The organism is Xanthomonas prunicola (assembly GCF_025266575.1).
Taxonomy (GTDB): Bacteria; Pseudomonadota; Gammaproteobacteria; order Xanthomonadales; family Xanthomonadaceae; genus Xanthomonas; species Xanthomonas prunicola.
This window is the reverse complement of the sequence record NZ_CP096142.1, coordinates 3,884,646-3,903,809: the sequence shown is the minus strand read 5'-3', so window position 1 is coordinate 3,903,809 and position 19,164 is coordinate 3,884,646. Positions and strand designations below refer to the sequence as shown.

Below are 19,164 nucleotides of genomic sequence, written 5' to 3'. Positions count from 1 at the left end.
GGCCACTAGGCTATCATCGCGCTCTCGTTTTCCTGATGCGTCCTGCCCAGACCCATGATCCGACGGTCCACGTTTTCCGCGCCTGCGCGCCTGATTGCCCTCATGCTGGTCATGGCGTTCGTCGTCACCGGCTGCCACCGCGGTGCCAAGGACAAGAATCCCGACGAGGGCATGCCGGTCGAGCAGCTCTACGGCAAGGCCCACAATTTGATGGAGAAGGGTAACTGGTCTGGCGCCGAAGCCAGCTTCAAGCGCCTGATCGCCCAGTACCCGTACGGCCCGTACACCGAGCAGGCGATGATCGAAAGCGCCTACGCCCAGTACAAGGCCGGCAAGCACGACGACACCGTGTCCAGCGTCGACCGCTTCATCCGGACCTACCCGACCCACCGCAACATCTCGTATCTGTACTACCTGCGCGGGCTGGCCAACAGCAACCGCGACACGGTGTTCTTGCGTCGCGTGTGGTCGCTGGACCCGAGCCGTCGCGACCTGTCGTCGCCGCAGCAGGCCTATAACGACTTCAATACCGTCACCGACCGCTACCCGAACAGCCGCTACGCGGCCGACGCGCGCAAGCGGATGATCGAGCTGCGCGACGTGTTTGCCCAGCACGAGCTGGACAACGCGCTGTACTACCTGCGGCGCGATGCCTGGGTGTCTGCTGCCGGCCGCGCCAACTACCTGCTGGAAACCTATCCGCAGAGCGCCTATCAATATGACGCCGTTGCGGTGCTGGCCGAGGCCTACACGCACCTGGGCAACAAGACCCTGGCGGCCGACGCACGCCGCGTGCTGGAGCTCAACGACCCGCAGCACCCATGGCTGACCGGCAACTGGCCGAAGTACCCTTGGGCCATCCGCAAGCTCAACCCGTTTGCCGGCGAGAAGTCTGCCGCCACCGGTCAGCGCAATGCGCAGATGAACCGCGACTGAGATCTTCGATCGTCGCATGAGTGCAGCAAGGGGCCGGAAGGCCCCTTGTTTTGCACAGTTCCTGCCGGTGTGATGCAGGCCACAGCCACGCGCGCCAGCCACCAGCTCACCGGTGGCCGCATCGAACTGCCGTACTGGACAGCCTCCATGAAACCCGATGAGCTGCATCCACGATCTGGAGAGCGAACTTGATGCGTTGATCGTCGCGCTACGCACCTAGCTCAAGCTGCGAATGCGCGCCGCTAACCGGGCCAATGCTTCATCGTCTGCACGGCGGTGATCGTGAGAAGAAATATAGCCTTCGTATCTCGGAAAGTATTTGTCGACATTCGATTTGATGGACCTCCACGCACCTGCGGTTCCGTGCATCGGAAAGAGTTTGACGTGCGCGTGATTGATCCCAAAGCCTTCCATAATGCACCCCGTACGCCCCACATCATCAAAGGCTTTGTCCAGGCGCAGAGCGACTGTCTTTGCCGCGATCATCAGATCCGAGAGGACGGCATCTTGAAGCTCGAATATGTAGCTCGGACGATGCTCTTTAGTGATCACCACGCTAAAACCGGGAGTATTAGGAAAAATAGAAAGAAAGGCTAAATGCTTTTCATCCTCCCAGATTTTATGGGCGGGCAGTTTGCCACTGACGATTGAACAAAAAATACAATCTTCCATACCGGTGAAATCTCATTGCTGGTTTGCGAACTGTACCGGACGGCCCTAATGCGTGGCGCTTGGCGCAAGACTTCGCGTCTTCGGCATGTATGGCCTCGCGCATGCCTTCCACCGGTTCGCCCGCGTTCGGCAGGCCGGGCCTGCCGAACCTCATCGGCGCCCAACCCCAGCGTGGAACCAGGCAGACAGCGGCGCCGCATTGCCGCGCGCGCCGCAAGCGGGGCCTCATTGGCCGCGATACCCATTGGTGATCGGGTAACGCCGCTCGCGACCGAACGCGCGCCGCGACACCTTCGGCCCGGGCGCGGCCTGATGGCGCTTCCATTCGTTGATTCGCACCAACCGCAGCACATGTTCGACGGTGTCGGCCGCATAACCGGCGGCGACGATCTCATCGCGCGACTGCTCCTGGTCGACATAGCGGTACAGGATGCCGTCGAGCACATCGTAGGGCGGCAGCGAATCCTGGTCGGTCTGGTTGTCGCGCAACTCGGCCGATGGCGGACGCGAGATCACCGCTGGCGGAATGACCGGCGCACCGCCGACGGTGTTGCGCCATTTCGCCAGGCCGAACACTTCGGTCTTGTACAGATCCTTCAGCGGCGCGTAGCCACCGCACATATCGCCGTAAATGGTGGCGTAGCCCACCGCGTACTCGCTCTTGTTGCCGGTGGTCAGCAGTAGCCCGCCGAACTTGTTGGACAGCGCCATCAGGATCACACCACGGCTGCGCGACTGCAGATTTTCTTCGGTGATATCCGGCTGGGTGCCCTCGAACATCGGGCCCAACGCGGCGAGCAAGCCTTCGAAGGCCGGCTCGATCGCGATGGTTTCCAGCTTCACGCCCATCGCACGGCATTGCTCCTCGGCCAGATCGTTGGACAGACCGGCGGTGTAGCGCGACGGCAGCCGCACGGCGGTGACGTTATCGCCGCCCAGCGCATCGACCGCCATCGCCAGTACCAGCGCCGAATCGATACCGCCGGACAGCCCCAGCCACACCTTGCTGAAGCCGTTCTTGCGGCAGTAATCCTGCAGGCCACGCACCACCGCGCGCCAGGCCAGCGCGTCCATGCTCTCGTCGCCATCGTCCACCCAGGCCACCGGGGTGAAGCGGCGCTCGCCGGCGGCGTAGTCCACCACCAGCCATTGATCGACAAAGGCGGCGGCGGCCGGATGCACGGTGCCATCGCCATCGGCCACCACCGAGGCGCCATCGAACACCAGCGCGTCCTGCCCGCCGACCACGTTGAGATAGGCAATGGCCGCTCCGCTCTCGCGCGTGCGTTCGGCCAGCAACGCATCGCGTTGTGCGTGCTTGCCGCGCTCGTACGGCGAGGCGTTGGGCACCAGCACCAATTCGGCGCCGGCCTTGACGGTGTTGGCCAGCGGCTCGGCAAACCAGAGGTCTTCGCAGATCACCACGCCCACCTGCACGCCCTTGACCGTGACGACGCAGTTGTCGCCATCCGGATCTACGTCGAAATAGCGGCGCTCGTCGAACACCGCGTAGTTGGGCAATTCGCGTTTGCGGTAAGTTGCCTCGATCCGCCCGTCGCGCAGCACGCTGGCGGCGTTGTAGACCACGCTGCCGGCGCTTTGCGGCCAGCCGACTACTGCAACGATGCCGCACGTGGCAGCCGCAATCCGTGCCAACGCCTGCTCGCAATGGGCCAGAAAGCCGGGCCGCAACAGCAGATCTTCCGGCGGGTAGCCGCTGATCGCCAGTTCGGGAAACAGCACGATGTCGGCATCGAACTCGTCGCGCGCTGCGGCGATGTACTCGATGATGCGATCGGTGTTCTGCGTCACGGCACCGACCGGGAAGTCGAACTGGGCCATGGCGATGCGGAGGGTCTGGGACATATCGGCAGCCTTTTGCAGATTCCTACCGAACGCCGGAAGGAGGAAGAGAGAAGCAGGCAACGCAGAGCCGTTGCGCAATCGCGTCGCAGACAGCGTCGGTGCGCACCAGCACCTCATTATTCCAGAAGCGCAGCAGCTGGAAGCCCTTGCGGTCCAGGAAGGCCTCGCGCGCGGCATCGGAGGGCGCATCCAGATGTTGGCTGCCGTCTAGTTCCACGATCAGCGCGCGTTCCAGGCAGGCGAAATCGGCGACATATGGGCCCACCGGACACTGCCTGCGGAACTTGAATCCCAACAGACGCCGATCACGCAGGCGGTACCAAAGCACACGCTCGGCGGCGGTCATCTCGCGCCGCAAGGTTTTTGCAAAGCGGATTTTTTCACCGGTGCGCATCGGGAGCTCCCAGGTCTGGAGAGCTCACAGCTTGGTGTGGAGCGCCGCTGCTCACTATCGGCTGCGGCTGTTGGGGATGTAAGGAAAGCTGCCCTCACCCCCGCCCCTCTCCCGCAAGCGGGAGAGGGAAAATCCAAGGCAAACGGCAGCCGGTGGATCGGTCTGCGTCTGACCTAACGCTCCTTCTCCTTCTCCTTCTCCTTCTCCTTCTCCTTCTGCTTCTGCCGCTGCTGCACAGTTGTAACTCCTACCGCCACAACACTCACACCTGCGCTTGCCCCTCCCTTCTCCCGCCTGCGGGAGAAGGTGCCCGAAGGGCGGATGAGGGCAAGCTCCCAAGCACCAACAAAAAGGCCGCCCGAAGGCGGCCTTTCTGACGCTCACACGCTTGCGCGTGGGGCGTGCTTACTTCACCAGCGCAGCAATCGCCGCCCCCAGATCGCCCGGCGAACGGACGGTCTTGACGCCAGCGGCTTCCATCGCCGCGAACTTGCCTTCGGCCGTGCCCTTGCCGCCCGATGCGATGGCACCGGCGTGGCCCATGCGCTTGCCGGCCGGAGCCGACGCACCGGCGATGAAGCCGACCACCGGCTTCTTGACGAACTGCTTGATGTACTCGGCACCGGCTTCCTCGGCGTCGCCACCGATTTCGCCGACCATGATGATGCCTTCGGTCTGCGGGTCTTCGTTGAACAGCTTGAGGCAGTCGACGAAGTTCAGGCCGTTGATCGGGTCGCCACCGATCCCGATGCAGGTGCTCTGGCCCAGGCCCACTTCGGTGGTCTGCTTGACCGCTTCATAGGTCAGGGTGCCCGAACGCGACACGATGCCGATCTTGCCCGGCTTGTGGATGTGGCCCGGCATGATGCCGATCTTGCACTCGCCCGGAGTGATCACGCCGGGGCAGTTCGGCCCGATCAGCACGGTGTCCGGATGCGAACGGGTCAGCACGTTCTTGACGCGCAGCATGTCCAGCACCGGGATGCCCTCGGTAATGCAGACGATGACCTTGATGCCGGCCGCAGCCGCTTCCAGGATCGCGTCGGCCGCATACGGCGGCGGCACGTAGATCACCGAGGCATCGGCGCCGGTGCTCTGCACGGCGTCGGCCACGGTGTTGAACACCGGCAGGTCGATATGCGTGGTGCCGCCCTTGCCGGGGGTCACGCCGCCGACGACCTGGGTGCCGTACTCGATCATCTGAGTGGCGTGGAAGGTGCCCTGCTGGCCGGTGAAGCCCTGCACGATCACCTTGGTGTTCTTGTTAATCAAAACGGACATGGATAGTTCCTTCGGTGTCGTGGATCAGGCGGCGTTCTTGACAGCTTCAACGACTTTCTTGGCGCCGTCGTTGATGTTGTCGGCCGGGATGATGGCCATGCCGCTGTCGCGCAGCAGCTGCTTGCCTTCTTCCACGTTGGTGCCTTCCAGGCGCACCACGACCGGAACCTTGACGCCCACTTCCTTGACCGCGGCGATGATGCCTTCGGCAATCATGTCGCAGCGGACGATGCCGCCGAAGATGTTGACGAAGATGCCTTCGACCTTGTCCGAGGACAGGATCAGCTTGAACGCTTCGATGACGCGCTGCTTGTTGGCACCGCCGCCCACGTCCAGGAAGTTCGCCGGCTCGCCGCCGTTGAGCTTGATGACGTCCATGGTAGCCATGGCCAGACCGGCACCGTTGACCATGCAACCGATGTTGCCGTCCATGGTGACGTAGTTGATGTCCAGCTCCGAGGCGGTGACTTCGGTCTCGTCTTCCTGCGTCTTGTCGCGCATGGCGATCAACTGCTTCTGACGGAACGCGGCGTTGTCGTCGCTGTCGAACTTGCCGTCCAGCGCGTACAGGTTGCCGTCGTCCAGGATCGCCAGCGGGTTGATTTCAACCAGCGCCAGATCCTTTTCGTTGAACAGCTTGTACAGGTTCACCATGATGCTGGCGAACTGGCCGGCCTGCTTGGCGGTCAGGCCGAGCTTGAAGCCGAAATCGCGGCCGTGGTAGCCCTGCACGCCTTCGACGAAATCGACGTTGAGCGCGTGGATCAGTTCCGGCGTTTCGGCCGCAACCTGCTCGATCTCCACGCCACCCTCGCTCGAGGCGATGTAGGTGATGGTCTTGGTGCCGCGGTCGACCAGGATCGACAGGTACAGCTCCTTGACGATCTCGCCGGCGGTGGTCACCAGCACCAGATTGATCGGCAGCTCGACGCCGGCGGTCTGGTAGGTGGACATCTTGGTGCCGAGCATCTTGGCCGCTGCGGCCTTCACGTCGTCGGTGGTCTTGCAGAACTTGACGCCGCCAGCCTTACCGCGGCCGCCCGCGTGGATCTGCGCTTTCACCATCCAGGGCCCCTTGCCCAGGGAATTGGCGACTTCAACCGCTTCGTCCGGGGTCGCCGCGACCTTGCCGGCCGGAACGGGGATGCCGTACTCGGCAAGCAGCTGTTTTGACTGGTATTCGTGGAAATTCATGCGTCACCGTGGGAAAAGGAAACGACCGCTGCGTGCAACGCAGACCGCCGGGGCGGCACGTCATGGGACGCGAACGGGCCGCCTATTGTGGCCGACCACGCCGTGCGGCGCAAAATTCGCCGGGATCGGCGGCCTGATCGGAGCGCTTGCGCGCGGACCGGCTCTGTGTACAAGCGCTGCGCAGACCGCGCACCTGCCTATACTCGCGACTCGCTCCAGCGGGAAATCGGCTTGGCATCCATCGCATCGCTCATCGCCCGGATCCAGTCCGCGCCGCAGCGCGAGCTGTACTTTTTTTCGTTGTACCGGGTGCTGGTCGCCGGCCTGATCGCCGCACTGGTGTTCAGCCCCTTGTCCGATGCCATCCCCGAACCGCGCTACCCGCACCTGGCCGCCAGCGTGGCGATCGGCTACCTGTGCCTGGCGATCCCGCTGCTGTTCTGGGGCCGCAGCGAACGCCGCCTCACTGCGACCGTGTTATGCGCGGTGGTGGCCGACATCCTGGCCGCAACCCTGGCCACGCATGCGCTGCCAGGGGCCAGCGCCGGCATTGCGATGATGCTGCTGTTCAACGTGGCGGCCGCCTCGATCCTGCTACGGCTGCGCTACGGCATGAGCATCGCCGTGCTCGCCAGCGCGGCCATCCTGCTGGAATACCTGTGGACCCTGCTCGAGGGCGGCGGCACCACCCGCCCGGTCGCGGAGCTTGCGATGTTTGCCACCAGCTACGTCGCAGTGGCCTTCATCTGCGAGCAGATCGCCTCGCGCGCGCGCCGCAACCAGGTCTTGGCCGAAGAGCGCGGTGCGCAGGTCGCCAATCTGTATGAGATCAACGAGCTGATCATCCGGCGCATGCGCACCGGTGTCCTGGTGGTGGATGCGCATAACCGCATCTCGCTGGCCAACGAGGCGGCACTGGCCCTGCTTGGCGATGGCGACCCACGCAATGCGCCGGCCGACCTATCGCTGGTGACGCTCACCCCGGAACTGGCCCGCCGGCTACAGCGCTGGCGTAGTGGCTGGCGCCAGGAAGAAGCCCCGCTGCAACTCGGCGCCGACCGCCCGGAAGTGCAGCCGCGCTTCGTGCGCCTGCTCGCCGACAGCGACCTGGTGCTGGTGTTTCTGGACGACGCCACGGTGGTGTCGCGTCGCGCCGAATCGCTGACGTTGTCGGCGATGGGGCGCTTTTCGGCCAGCCTGGCGCACGAGATTCGCAACCCGCTGGCCGCAATCAGCTACGCCTCGCAGTTGCTGGAGGAGTCGCCGGACATCGGCGATGCCGACCGTCGCCTGCTGCAGATCATTCATCAGCAATGTCAGCGCACCAACGGCATCGTCGAAAGCGTGCTCGCACTGGCGCGCCGGGAACGCGCCACCCCTGACAACCTGGATCTGGCCGTATTCGTGCGGCGCTTCGTGGTCGAGTACCGGCAGACCTTGTCCATGGAGACCGACATCCTGGAGGCCAGCATCCAGGGCAGCTCGGTGCATGCCCTGGTCGACCCCAAGCATCTGCACCAGATCCTCACCGCGCTGGTCCACAACGCACTCAAGTACGGTCGGGTGATGGATGAACCGGCACGGGTCAAGTTGCGCGTCGAACGCCTTGAGCGCATGGCGGTGATCGATGTCGTGGACCGCGGCCCCGGCATCCCCGAAGCCGTCGCCGCGCAGCTGTTCCGCCCGTTCTATACCACCTCCGAACACGGCACTGGCCTGGGCTTGTACATCGCCCAGGAACTCTGCCGCGCCAACCAGGCACAACTGGAGTACGTCTCGATCCCCGGCGGCGGCGCGTGTTTCCGGATTTCGTTGCAGGGGCCAAACGGATTACTTCGGAAGTGAGTGCTCGGCTGTCGGCTGGGTGGGATATCTGATGTGGTGATATCGAGTCGATCGCGCAGGTTGTCCGATACCAGAAAATCGCAGTCACCGACGATGCCAATGCCCCGCAGCAACAGGCTGTCAGGTCGCGCGGGCGTGGGCGGATGAGGCTCTCGTCAGCAGATCCGTTCGAAAACGCTGCCCTTGGACACGCCCCCTTCGCCGACTGGCATCTGCTCGTCGCAAACGCTCAAAAAACCACATGGATGCCCCTGCGCTGCAGGGGAATCGTTGAGCCGCGACCCGGTCGACAATTGTCGACCATCATCACGCTGGGCTATCGTGCGTCCCATGAACGAACCCAAAAGCGCCCTGGTTGTCGATGACGAGCGTGATATCCGCGAGTTGCTTGTTCTCACCCTGGGCCGCATGGGGCTGCGCATCAGCACCGCCGCCAATCTGGCCGAAGCCCGCGAATTGCTGGCGAACAATCCCTACGATCTGTGCCTGACCGACATGCGCTTGCCTGACGGCAATGGCATCGAACTGGTCACCGAAATCGCCAGACAGTACCCGCAGACCCCGGTGGCGATGATCACCGCGTTCGGCAGCATGGACCTGGCAGTGGAAGCGCTGAAAGCCGGCGCCTTCGATTTCGTCAGCAAGCCGGTCGACATCGGCGTGCTGCGCGGCCTGGTCAAGCACGCACTGGAATTGAACAACCGCGACCGCCCCGCTCCGCCCGCGCCACCACCGGAACAGGCCAGCCGCCTGCTCGGCGACTCCAGCGCCATGGAAAGCCTGCGCGCCACCATCGGCAAGGTCGCGCGCAGCCAGGCGCCGGTTTACATCGTCGGTGAATCGGGCGTGGGCAAGGAGCTGGTCGCACGCACTATCCACGAGCAAGGCGCACGTGCCGCCGGCCCGTTCGTGCCGGTCAACTGCGGCGCCATTCCCGCCGAGCTGATGGAAAGCGAATTCTTCGGCCACAAGAAAGGCAGCTTCACCGGCGCGCATGCCGACAAGCCCGGGCTATTCCAGGCCGCCCACGGCGGTACGTTGTTCCTGGACGAAGTGGCCGAATTGCCGTTGCAGATGCAGGTCAAGCTGCTGCGCGCCATCCAGGAAAAGTCGGTGCGCCCGGTTGGCGCCTCCAGCGAATCGCTGGTGGATGTGCGCATTCTCTCGGCCACCCACAAGGACCTGGGCGACCTGGTCTCCGACGGCCGCTTTCGGCATGACCTGTACTACCGCATCAACGTGATCGAACTGCGCGTGCCACCGCTGCGCGAACGCGGCGGCGACTTGCCGCAACTGGCCGCTGCCATCATCGCGCGCCTGGCGCACGGTCACGGCCGCCCCATTCCACTGCTGACCCAATCCGCGCTAGACGCACTGAATCACTACGGCTTCCCCGGCAACGTGCGCGAACTGGAAAACATCCTCGAACGCGCCCTTGCCCTGGCCGAAGACGACCAGATCAGCGCCACCGACCTGCGCCTGCCTGCCCACGGCGGGCACCGCCTCGCCGCCACGCCCGGCAGCGCCGCCGTCGAACCGCGCGAAGCCGTGGTCGACATCGACCCCGCCTCGGCCGCCCTACCCTCCTACATCGAGCAACTGGAACGCGCCGCGATCCAGAAGGCGCTGGAAGAAAACCGCTGGAACAAGACCAAGACCGCCGCGCAGCTGGGCATCACGTTTCGGGCGCTGCGTTACAAGCTCAAGAAGTTGGGGATGGAGTAGGGAGGCCGGGATTGGGGATTGGGATTGGGATTTGGGTTGGGATTGGGGGAGTCGGGAGTCGGGAATCGGGAATCGGGAATCGGGAATCGGGAATCGGGAAGGCGTTACAGCTTCGATTGCTCCCGTGGGGCCAAAGCCAAGTCGATATCAGCGCACGCACGGCTCGCCATCGATTCTCCAATCCCCGATTCGACTCCCCGCCGCCCAGCCTTTTCAAGTCCCGCAAGAAACTGCCCGAGGGCGGCTCAAGGCACCAACATCCCGCAACACACAGCACGCTACATGCCCTTCTCCCGCCCGCGGGAGAAGGTGCCCGAAGGGCAGATGAGGGCGCTCAGTCCTTGGTCACCCGATGGATCTCGGCCAGGCTGGTCACCCCATGCGCGGCCCTCATCAAGGCCGACTGGCGCAAACCGCGGATACCGAGGCAAATCAGCAGAGCACCTGCCTGCAACACAACGTCGACAAAGCTCCCTTCTCCCGCCTGCGGGAGAAGGTGCCCGAAGGGCGGATGAGGGCGCTCAGTCCTTGGTCACCCGATTGATCTCGGCCAGGCTGGTCACCCCATGCGCGGCCTTCATCAAGGCCGACTGGCGCAAACCGCGGATACCGAGGCAAATCAGCAGAACATCTGCCTGCAACACAACGCCGACAAAACTCCCTTCTCCCGCCCGCGGGAGAAGGTGCCCGAAGGGCGGATGAGGGCGCTCAGTCCTTGGTCACCCGATTGATCTCGGCCAGGCTGGTCACCCCATGCGCGGCCTTCATCAAGGCCGACTGGCGCAGATCACGGATGCCGATACTTTGCGCGGCCTCGGCGATCTGCATCGCATTGCCGCCTTCCAGCACGATCGCGCCGATCTCGTCGGTCATCGGCATCACCTGATAGATACCGGTACGGCCCTTGTAGCCTTCGGTGCACTCGTCGCAACCGACCGCCTCGTACAGTTCGATACCGGCAGCGATCTGCGCCGGCGTGAAGCCTTCGGCCAGCAACGCATGCTCGGGCAAGGTCGACTTACGCTTGCAGTTGTTGCACAACCGACGCGCCAGACGCTGCGCGATCACCAGGGTCACCGACGAAGTGATGTTGTACGGCGCAATGCCCATGTTCATCAAGCGCGCGATGGTCTGCGGTGCATCGTTGGTGTGCAGCGTCGATAGCACCATGTGGCCGGTCTGCGCCGCCTTGATCGCAATCTCGGCAGTCTCCAGGTCGCGGATTTCGCCGACCATGATGATGTCCGGGTCCTGGCGCAGGAACGAGCGCAAGGCCGCGGCAAACGTCATGCCGCGCTTGTTGTTCTGCTGGACCTGATTGACGCCGGGCAGGCGGATTTCCACCGGATCCTCGGCGGTGGAGATGTTGCGCGTCTCGTCGTTGAGGATGCCCAAGGCCGTATACAGCGACACCGTCTTGCCGGAACCGGTCGGCCCGGTCACCAGCACCATGCCGTAGGGCTTGTGGATCGCATCCAGGAACAGCTTCTGCTGGTCCGCCTCGTAGCCCAGCTTCTCGATGCCCAGCTTGGCTGCGCTGCCGTCCAGAATACGCAGCACCACCTTCTCGCCGAACAGGGTCGGCAAGGTGCTCACGCGGAAGTCGATCTGCTTGGTCTTGGACAGGTTGAGCTTGATGCGCCCGTCCTGCGGCACCCGCTTCTCGGCGATATCCAGCTGCGACATCACCTTCAGGCGGGCGGCGATGCGCTGGCTCAGCTTGACCGGCGCCTTGGCCACATTCTTCAGCAGGCCATCGATCCGCAAGCGCACCCGGTAATCGTCTTCATAGGGCTCGAAATGGATGTCGGAGGCTCCACGCCGGATCGCATCCACCAGCACCTTGTTGACGAACTTCACCACCGGCGTGTCGTCGCCTTTGGCATCGACCCCGGAATCCCCGCCGGCGCCCATGTCCTCGTCCCCGGTGGAGACGTCCAGCTCCCCCATTTCGTCGTCGTCGTCCCCCATTGACGAGCCAAACGAAGCGTTATTGGCCTGCCACTGCTCCAAGGTGCGACGAATCTGGTCCTCGTCCACCAGGATAGCCTCGACCACCAGGTTCGTATGGAACTTGATATCGTCCAGCGCCCGGGTCTGGGTCGGGTTGCTCACCCCCACGAACAACCGGTTGCCGCGCTTGAACAGCGGCAGCACCTGGTACTTCTGGAGCAACTCCTCGCTGACCAGCTTGACCGCGTTCTGGCTAGCGTCGAATACAGACACATCCATCAGCGGCATGCCGAATTCCAAGGCATTGGCCGCCGCCAGCTGCGACGCCGACACCAGCTTCTTCTCGGCAAACCACTGCGGCAGCGGCACCTTGGCAGCGGCCGCCTGTTCCATTGCCGTCCGCGCAGCGGCTTCCTCCAGGGCGCCATCCTGCACAAGGCGACGAGCGATGCCGGTGATGCCAACGAGGTTGGTGGTAGCTACTGAATTCATCGTTTGATTCCCGCTGATATCCCCATCCCCCCGATCATCGGGACGATGCCCCATATTTATACTCGGTCAACATTCTCAGATCAGTATTGACCTCGACTGATCGCCCGACCCGCTCTTCCACCACATCAACGCCCACCAGATCGGCCGCGGTGACCTTCCGCACAGCGGCCACATCAGACGCATTGGCCGGATCAAAGACCGGCCGGCCATGCATCCGAGTCGCGTAAATGGCTTCGCTACCAGCGCGAAGCGTATCGCGGAAGTCGCGCCGTGACATGATGACACTGTTGCCAAACAGATAGGCCTGCGGAAACTCCGAAACTGCCGTCTTGAGGACCTCTGGAGACCCGGTGGCATTCACCAACGCTACGCCTGAATCGGACAGATGGGCGTCAACCAGGCGAAAGAACTCCTGAGAGAGAAGCATCGTCACACCAGAACGCCAGTGGAAGGTACTGTTTACCACGACCGCATCGTAGCGCGCGCCCCCTTGTGCCCTCAACCAGCGACGACCGTCGTCGATATGGATGTGGACACGCGGATCCTGCAGGATCGGTGCGACCTGTGGGTGACCGGCGATCAACTCGAGATAGCCCGGATGGATCTCGACAACGTCCACGCGCTCCACAGTCGGGAATGATGCAATCACACGCGTCCAGCTGCCGCCGCTAAGACCGATCACGAGCACACGCTTGGGATTCGGCACAGCCGCCATGGCTGCATAGACACGATCGATCTTGTTGCTGTTCAATCGCAGATCGACGTTGATGCGCCCGTCGTACACGTTGCCGCCAAATACGATGTCTCCCTGTGGGTCGGCGATCGTATGGATGATTCCTTCCTTGCGCTCAAGCAGCCAGTTGGCCTGAGTCCCTCCCGTCGCCATCACGATGCGGCTGGCAAGCGCCGGCAATGCAGGCTGGAGTACAAGTGCCGCAATCGCGACCACCACTGCAGGCACCGCCAATAGGCGAAGGCCGGCCAGCCACATCCCTGCCACCGCGGTGACAGTCGCGACACCAACAAAAAGCTGCTCCATCGCCATCACGTCCATCAGCCAGAGCGTGACGATCAGTGGACCGAGGGTACATCCGGCCACATTGGCGAAGTAGACCTTGGAGAACGACCCCCCTTTCCATGCCACTGCATCATTGCTGCCCAGATGGTGCACCACCGGGAACAATGCGCTCTTCAGCGCAGCGGTTGCGATCACCAGTGGCAGCATTGCCACAGTCACGGGAAGAAAACCGATCCCCCAAGAAAACAGGAAAGGGGCGGCGATATCGACCAGCGCGGACAGCAACAGCACGAGCGACGCGCGACGCCTGATGTCCAAGACCCGGCCAACGCACAGACGACGCCCTAGCTGAGCTCCTACCGCGATACCCAGAAGATACAACGCAAGGATCATCGCGAATGTCTCCGGCAGACCACCGGTCGCGAATCCCGCAAGCCGCACCCACAGCACCTCCTGCACCAGACTCGCCGCGCCCACAAGGAAAGCAACACCCCGCGGCATCCATTTCAAGCTCATGCCGCCGCCCTCCGTACCAGAAACCATCCGCCGAGGGCGACCGTTGCATTGATGGCTGCCGCCAGCCAGGTGACCTGCCGCAAGTCCATGAAATGAAACAGATAAAGACCGGTCCCGATGGCCCCCGATGCCGCGCCCATCGTATTGGCAAGATAAAGCGAACCTGTCGCCTCACCTACGTTGCGGACAACACGGTCCAGCAGGATCACCAGGATCGGCAAGGTCATCCCCATCAAGGTTGTCGGCACGATCAACGCAAACAGTGCACCGAACACGACGACCCCATGCCCAAGCCCACCAGCATGCATCATGACCAGATCGATTACAGCGACGCTACATACGCCATAACACGCAATGCCAAGCTCCACTGCGAGGAACCATCGCAGTGGATTTGTGGCACGGTCCGCGGCCCAGCCCCCGATCAGCGCCCCGAGCCCAAGCCCTAGCATGAATACCGAGACGATGACCGCGACAGACAGCGTGTCCGCTCCCAGACCCGAAAAAAGGACACGCTGCCAGCTCACCTGGTAGATCAATGCCGCTGCACCGGAGAGGAAAAACAACACGCCCAAGGATGAAATCCACCCCGTTTTCCCGGACACATTCGTTGATGAACCGTTCAACACGGACTCCTGTTCAGTGACAGCGGGGAACATTGAGCGGCAGCGACGCGATATCGCGCGGAATACCAGGCTCTGCTGAGGAAAAATCGTGCGATTGCCGATAGCCGGGCACATCGATACCCGCCAATCGGGTCGCGGTGTCGAAGACCATGGAAGTGGACAACATCTTTCCTGCATTCGCACGAAGATTCCGGACGGCCTCCGGCGCGCGCTTGAGGTAGGCCTCAGATCCCCACCACACCGCAGCGACATGATGGGTCGCTGGTGACGATTGGCCGTGCCCGCTTTCGGCGCGACAGTCATCGAACAGCGCCTCGCCGTGATCGGCGACATAGAACATCCAGGATGCAGCATCAAGTTTGCCGAGCTGACCGATCAGGCCATCAAGGAAGCGATCGGTGGCGCGGATCGAGTTGTCGTATCCATTGACCAGGTACTGCTTGTGATCCGGGTCATACAACCTGGCATCGCCGTGTTCCGGCTTGTCCGGCAGGAAGACCGCATCCTCGGGGCGGTACCGGTCCCGATAGCGGAAGTGACTGCCCATCGTATGGATCACCAGGAACAGATCGCGCTGGTCGGCGGCAAGGAGACGCCTGACGTGCGGCAGCAGATCCTCGTCGCGGACGCCTGCGTGGCGATAGTCGACCGGGCTGACAAAGCGCACCTCATCGGCATCCTTGGCCAGAACCGTAATAGGCGAATCATGGAACCCCATCGGCGCCTGATTGGAGAGCCACACCGTGTGATAGCCGGCTTCGCGGGCCGCCTGCAACAACGAGCGCTCACCGAAGGTAGCTTCGACCGAACCCGGCGGCTTGCGGCTCAGAATCACGGGCACCGACAGCCGGGTGAAGGTGGCCCGCGAGTAGAACCTCGTAAAGCTGATCAGGTCACTGCGACTCGAAAGCCGAGGCGTACTGTCACGACTGTAGCCGTTCAGCGCCCAATGATCGGCTCGACCTGTCTCGCCGATCACCAGCACATGCACACGCCGTGGCCAGCCCCACACCGCCAAGCGGCTGGCTCCGAACCGAAAGCTTTCAAGGCCGGCATCAGCAGCAACCAGTTCTCGACGCTGCCGGAAATACTCCCAGATGACCAACGGCATCCCCGTCGGGTATCCCCGCCGCAAGGCCTCCATGCGTTCCAAGGATGGCTGATCGAAAGCAGCACCCACCGGCGTCTCGTGCAAGCCTTCGAATGCAGCGACAATTGCCAGCAGCGCCGCACATACGCCACCGCCGAATAATGCAAGCCGCCTGCCCGGCCATCGCAGAAGTTGCGGCGGCCATAGCATCAGCCCTCCCCAGATCACAACAATCAGTCCCCAGCCAGACAGAAGGCGTACAGGCGCTGAGCGCAGCAACGGCAAAGCTTCGCCACTGGTGGTCTCGGAGACCAACGCAAGCGCGTTGACGTCCACCATTCCCCCGAAGCGCAGCAGCATCTCCACCTGCAGAATTGCGCCGGCACTGATGAGCGCCAACCAAGTGCAGGTCACGCGCGGCAGCCTCCGCAGGGGCGAGACCGAAACAACCAGGCCCGCCAACGCATACAACGCAGATATCCCGACGTCATCGCCCCCGTTCACGATCAACATGACAACGGGGGTCAAACTGACCGACACGAAAAAAGCCGCCCCTATTAGTGCCCGTTTGCCCCGCAACACGATATGCCCCCAGAAAAAAAGAGCCCCGCGTCGCGGGGCCTCTACAAGCTAATCGTCTGAAACTATCAGGTGCCCGAGTTACGGCACTCCGCCGGCAGGTACTTGACGTTGATGGCGGAAGAGCAGGTCCACTTCAGCTGGCCACCACCGACATCAACCGGGGTCAGCAGGAGGGTACCGGTTGCGTTCGGCACGGTGGAGGTTACAGCGACTTGGCCCGTGCCACTGGCGATAGTGACACCGCTGACATACTTCGTGGCACCCGGGAATGAGTAGCCCGAATTTGCCGCAGTAACCTGAGCGAGGCCGCCGAGCGACGATGAAGTCTCCGTTACCGCAAGCTTGGCAGGCGCCGACATCGTCAGCGCTTCACTGAGCTTGGCGCGAGTGGTGTAGTCCTGATAAGCCGGCAGCGCGATGGCGGCCAGGATGGCGATGATCGCGACCACGATCATCAGTTCGATAAGTGTAAAGCCTTGCTGCTTCTTCATGGATGCATCCCCTAGAGGTTGTGAGTTTATCGAAATCTCCGGCCCGGGCACTTGGTGCACCCGAGCAGGGCGTGTGTGCAAATCGGTACATGCAGATTACGTGCCAATCAGCAGTCCCCGTTCGCTTCTTTTCCCCGGGGGGCAATGATGCCAGGCATTTCGGCAAATGAAAGCTGCTCTGCCTTCAAGTGCGACCGGGATGACCATGTGACGCGCAAGGTCAGATTCCGACTAGGAGTGGGCACTTCTCAAGACGCCGCAGGTCCATCGATCGATATGATGCCCTTGCCTAGCAAACACGCTACCATCACTGCGTATTCCGGCCTGGGGATGGCTGGATTTGGGGAGCCCAACATGTCAGTCGCGCGTAGCGCCATCAAGAAGCAACCGGTCGACCGGAACACCAGCATGCTGCAGACCTTCATTTGGGAAGGGGCTGACAAGCGTGGCGTGAAGATGAAAGGAGAACAGACAGCCCGCAACGCAAATATGTTGCGAGCAGAGCTGCGCCGTCAGGGCATCGTGCCCAGCATGGTGAAGCAAAAGCCGAAGCCTCTGTTCGGAGCGGCGGGGAAGAAAATTACCCCCAAAGACATTGCGTTCTTTAGCCGCCAGATGGCGACGATGATGAAGTCGGGCGTGCCCATCGTCAGTTCGTTGGAGATCATCGGCGAGGGACACAAGAACCCGCGCATGAAGAAGATGGTGGGCCAAGTCAGGACTGACATTGAGGGCGGATCGTCGCTCTATGAGTCAATCAGCAAACATCCGGTCCAATTTGACGAACTCTACCGCAATCTTGTTCGCGCGGGCGAAGGCGCTGGCGTATTGGAGACAGTCCTCGAAACGGTCGCCACCTACAAAGAAAACATTGAAGCCCTCAAGGGCAAGATCAAAAAGGCGATGTTCTACCCTGCCATGGTGGTTGCGGTGGCAATCATCGTGAGTGCGATTTTGCTCATCTTCGTGGTGCCTCAGTTCGAAGAAGTATTCAAGGGCTTCGGTGCCGAACTACCGGCATTCACTCAGCTCCTCGTCAACGCATCGCGCTTCATGGTCAGCTATTGGTGGTTGATGCTGGTGGTGACAGTTGGATCTGTCGTTGGCTTCATCTTTGCCTACAAACGTTCTCCACGGATGCAGCATGGACTCGATCGATTGATCCTCAAGGTGCCCGTAATCGGGCAGATCATGCACAACAGTGCGATTGCACGCTTTGCACGGACCACTGCAGTGACATTCAAGGCAGGCGTTCCTCTAGTGGAGGCACTTGGGATCGTAGCTGGCGCTACTGGCAATAAGCTTTATGAGGAGGCTGTTTTCCGGATGCGGGACGATGTGTCTGTGGGTTACCCGGTCAACATGGCGATGAAACAGGTGAACCTATTTCCTCACATGGTTATTCAAATGACTGCGATTGGCGAAGAAGCCGGCGCGCTTGATGCAATGCTCTTCAAAGTGGCTGAATACTTTGAGGAGGAGGTCAACAATGCCGTGGATGCACTCAGCAGCCTGCTCGAGCCACTGATCATGGTGTTCATCGGCACCATCGTCGGCGGCATGGTCATCGGCATGTATCTTCCGATCTTCAAACTCGGCGCAGTGGTTGGATAAGACGTAATGGCATTTCTCGACCAGCATCCCGGTCTCGGCTTTCCCGCCGCGGCCGGACTGGGACTGCTGATCGGCAGCTTCCTGAACGTGGTAATCCTGCGCTTGCCCAAGCGCATGGAGTGGCAGTGGCGGCGCGATGCGCGCGAGATCCTGGAGCTGCCGGAGTTGTACGAGCCGCCACCGCCGGGGATCGTGGTGGAGCCCTCGCATGACCCGGTCACCGGCGACAAGCTCAAGTGGTGGGAGAACATCCCGCTCTTCAGCTGGCTGATGCTGCGCGGCAAGTCGCGCTACAGCGGCAAACCGATTTCCATTCAGTACCCCTTGGTGGAAGTACTGACCTCGATCCTGTGCGTGGCAAGCGTCTGGCGCTTCGGCTTCGGCTGGCAGGGCTTCGGCGCGATCGTGCTGAGCTGCTTCCTGGTGGCGATGTCGGGCATCGACCTGCGCCACAAGCTGCTGCCAGACCAGCTGACTTTGCCGCTGATGTGGCTGGGCCTGGTCGGCTCGATGGACAACCTCTATATGCCGGCCAAGCCTGCCCTGTTGGGTGCGGCGGTCGGCTATGTCTCGCTGTGGACGGTGTGGTGGCTGTTCAAGCAGCTCACCGGCAAGGAAGGCATGGGCCACGGCGACTTCAAGCTGCTGGCCGCGCTCGGTGCCTGGTGTGGGTTGAAAGGCATCCTGCCGATCATCCTGATCTCCTCGCTGGTCGGCGCCATCCTGGGCTCGGCCTGGCTGGTGGCCAAGGGCCGCGACCGCGCCACCCCGATTCCGTTCGGCCCCTATCTGGCCATCGCCGGCTGGGTGGTGTTCTTCTGGGGCAACGACCTGGTGGACGGCTACCTGCACTTCGCAGGCCTGCGTTGACC

Annotated in this window: 16 protein-coding genes; 5 read left to right on the top strand and 11 right to left on the bottom strand. The window is 62.4% G+C overall.

The genetic code is table 11. The features are described 5' to 3' along the window. Window positions 1-54 precede the first annotated feature (54 nt). Window positions 55-936: an outer membrane protein assembly factor BamD gene (locus M0D43_RS16735; RefSeq protein WP_101361862.1), complete on the top strand. Its 882-nt coding sequence runs from the start codon at window positions 55-57 to the stop codon at window positions 934-936. Window positions 937-1,152: 216 nt separating this feature from the next. Here the strand turns inward: M0D43_RS16735 and M0D43_RS16730 are convergent, their stop codons facing one another. The 5 genes from M0D43_RS16730 to sucC form a co-directional block, all read right to left on the bottom strand. Then, a complete protein-coding gene (locus M0D43_RS16730; RefSeq protein ID WP_252162279.1) occupies window positions 1,153-1,608 on the bottom strand; it encodes an HIT family protein in 456 nt (151 codons plus the stop codon). A 225-nt stretch (window positions 1,609-1,833) separates the two neighbouring features. Continuing rightward, window positions 1,834-3,474 (bottom strand): NAD+ synthase, encoded by a 1,641-nt coding sequence (locus M0D43_RS16725; RefSeq protein ID WP_252162278.1) that lies wholly within the window; start codon window positions 3,472-3,474, stop codon window positions 1,834-1,836. 22 nt (window positions 3,475-3,496) lie between these two features. Next, the gene (locus tag M0D43_RS16720) at window positions 3,497-3,868 is read right to left on the bottom strand and encodes an endonuclease domain-containing protein (RefSeq protein WP_252162277.1); all 372 of its coding nucleotides are present in this window, start codon (window positions 3,866-3,868) and stop codon (window positions 3,497-3,499) included. A gap of 405 nt (window positions 3,869-4,273) precedes the next feature. Beyond that, window positions 4,274-5,149 (bottom strand): succinate--CoA ligase subunit alpha, encoded by an 876-nt coding sequence (sucD, locus tag M0D43_RS16715; RefSeq protein WP_011038208.1) that lies wholly within the window; start codon window positions 5,147-5,149, stop codon window positions 4,274-4,276. A 24-nt stretch (window positions 5,150-5,173) separates the two neighbouring features. Continuing rightward, on the bottom strand, window positions 5,174-6,343 hold the full coding sequence (sucC, locus tag M0D43_RS16710; RefSeq protein ID WP_101361865.1) for an ADP-forming succinate--CoA ligase subunit beta: 1,170 nt from the start codon (window positions 6,341-6,343) through the stop codon (window positions 5,174-5,176). A gap of 231 nt (window positions 6,344-6,574) precedes the next feature. On the opposite strand from sucC, the gene M0D43_RS16705 reads away from it, so the two are divergent. Together M0D43_RS16705 and M0D43_RS16700 are read left to right on the top strand one after the other, a co-directional pair. Further along, a complete protein-coding gene (locus M0D43_RS16705) occupies window positions 6,575-8,188 on the top strand; it encodes a sensor histidine kinase (protein ID WP_260807381.1) in 1,614 nt (537 codons plus the stop codon). Between the two features lie 270 nt (window positions 8,189-8,458). Beyond that, window positions 8,459-9,913, top strand: a complete 1,455-nt coding sequence (locus M0D43_RS16700; RefSeq protein ID WP_313905435.1) for a sigma-54-dependent transcriptional regulator — start codon at window positions 8,459-8,461, stop codon at window positions 9,911-9,913. A 521-nt stretch (window positions 9,914-10,434) separates the two neighbouring features. On the opposite strand, the gene M0D43_RS16695 is transcribed toward M0D43_RS16700, so the two are convergent. The 6 genes from M0D43_RS16695 to M0D43_RS16670 all read right to left on the bottom strand — a co-directional run bounded on the left by M0D43_RS16695 (window position 10,435) and on the right by M0D43_RS16670 (window position 16,678). Further along, the gene (locus M0D43_RS16695) at window positions 10,435-10,554 is read right to left on the bottom strand and encodes a pilus assembly protein (protein WP_260807379.1); all 120 of its coding nucleotides are present in this window, start codon (window positions 10,552-10,554) and stop codon (window positions 10,435-10,437) included. Window positions 10,555-10,621: 67 nt separating this feature from the next. After that, the gene (gene pilB, locus M0D43_RS16690; protein ID WP_252162276.1) at window positions 10,622-12,358 is read right to left on the bottom strand and encodes a type IV-A pilus assembly ATPase PilB; all 1,737 of its coding nucleotides are present in this window, start codon (window positions 12,356-12,358) and stop codon (window positions 10,622-10,624) included. A 34-nt stretch (window positions 12,359-12,392) separates the two neighbouring features. Beyond that, the gene (locus M0D43_RS16685; RefSeq protein WP_313905434.1) at window positions 12,393-13,919 is read right to left on the bottom strand and encodes a spermine/spermidine synthase domain-containing protein; all 1,527 of its coding nucleotides are present in this window, start codon (window positions 13,917-13,919) and stop codon (window positions 12,393-12,395) included. Beyond that, window positions 13,889-14,518: a spermidine synthase family protein gene (locus tag M0D43_RS16680; protein WP_252165100.1), complete on the bottom strand. Its 630-nt coding sequence runs from the start codon at window positions 14,516-14,518 to the stop codon at window positions 13,889-13,891. Before M0D43_RS16680 ends, M0D43_RS16685 begins: the two co-directional genes overlap by 31 nt. A gap of 10 nt (window positions 14,519-14,528) precedes the next feature. Continuing rightward, complete coding sequence (locus tag M0D43_RS16675; RefSeq protein ID WP_260807378.1) at window positions 14,529-16,118, bottom strand: phosphoethanolamine transferase; 1,590 nt, start codon at window positions 16,116-16,118, stop codon at window positions 14,529-14,531. A gap of 134 nt (window positions 16,119-16,252) precedes the next feature. Then, window positions 16,253-16,678: a pilin gene (locus tag M0D43_RS16670; protein ID WP_252162273.1), complete on the bottom strand. Its 426-nt coding sequence runs from the start codon at window positions 16,676-16,678 to the stop codon at window positions 16,253-16,255. 354 nt (window positions 16,679-17,032) lie between these two features. On the opposite strand from M0D43_RS16670, the gene M0D43_RS16665 reads away from it, so the two are divergent. Further along, window positions 17,033-18,292, top strand: a complete 1,260-nt coding sequence (locus M0D43_RS16665; protein WP_252165099.1) for a type II secretion system F family protein — start codon at window positions 17,033-17,035, stop codon at window positions 18,290-18,292. Between the two features lie 6 nt (window positions 18,293-18,298). Next, complete coding sequence (locus M0D43_RS16660) at window positions 18,299-19,162, top strand: prepilin peptidase (protein ID WP_252162272.1); 864 nt, start codon at window positions 18,299-18,301, stop codon at window positions 19,160-19,162. Window positions 19,163-19,164: the final 2 nt, after the last annotated feature.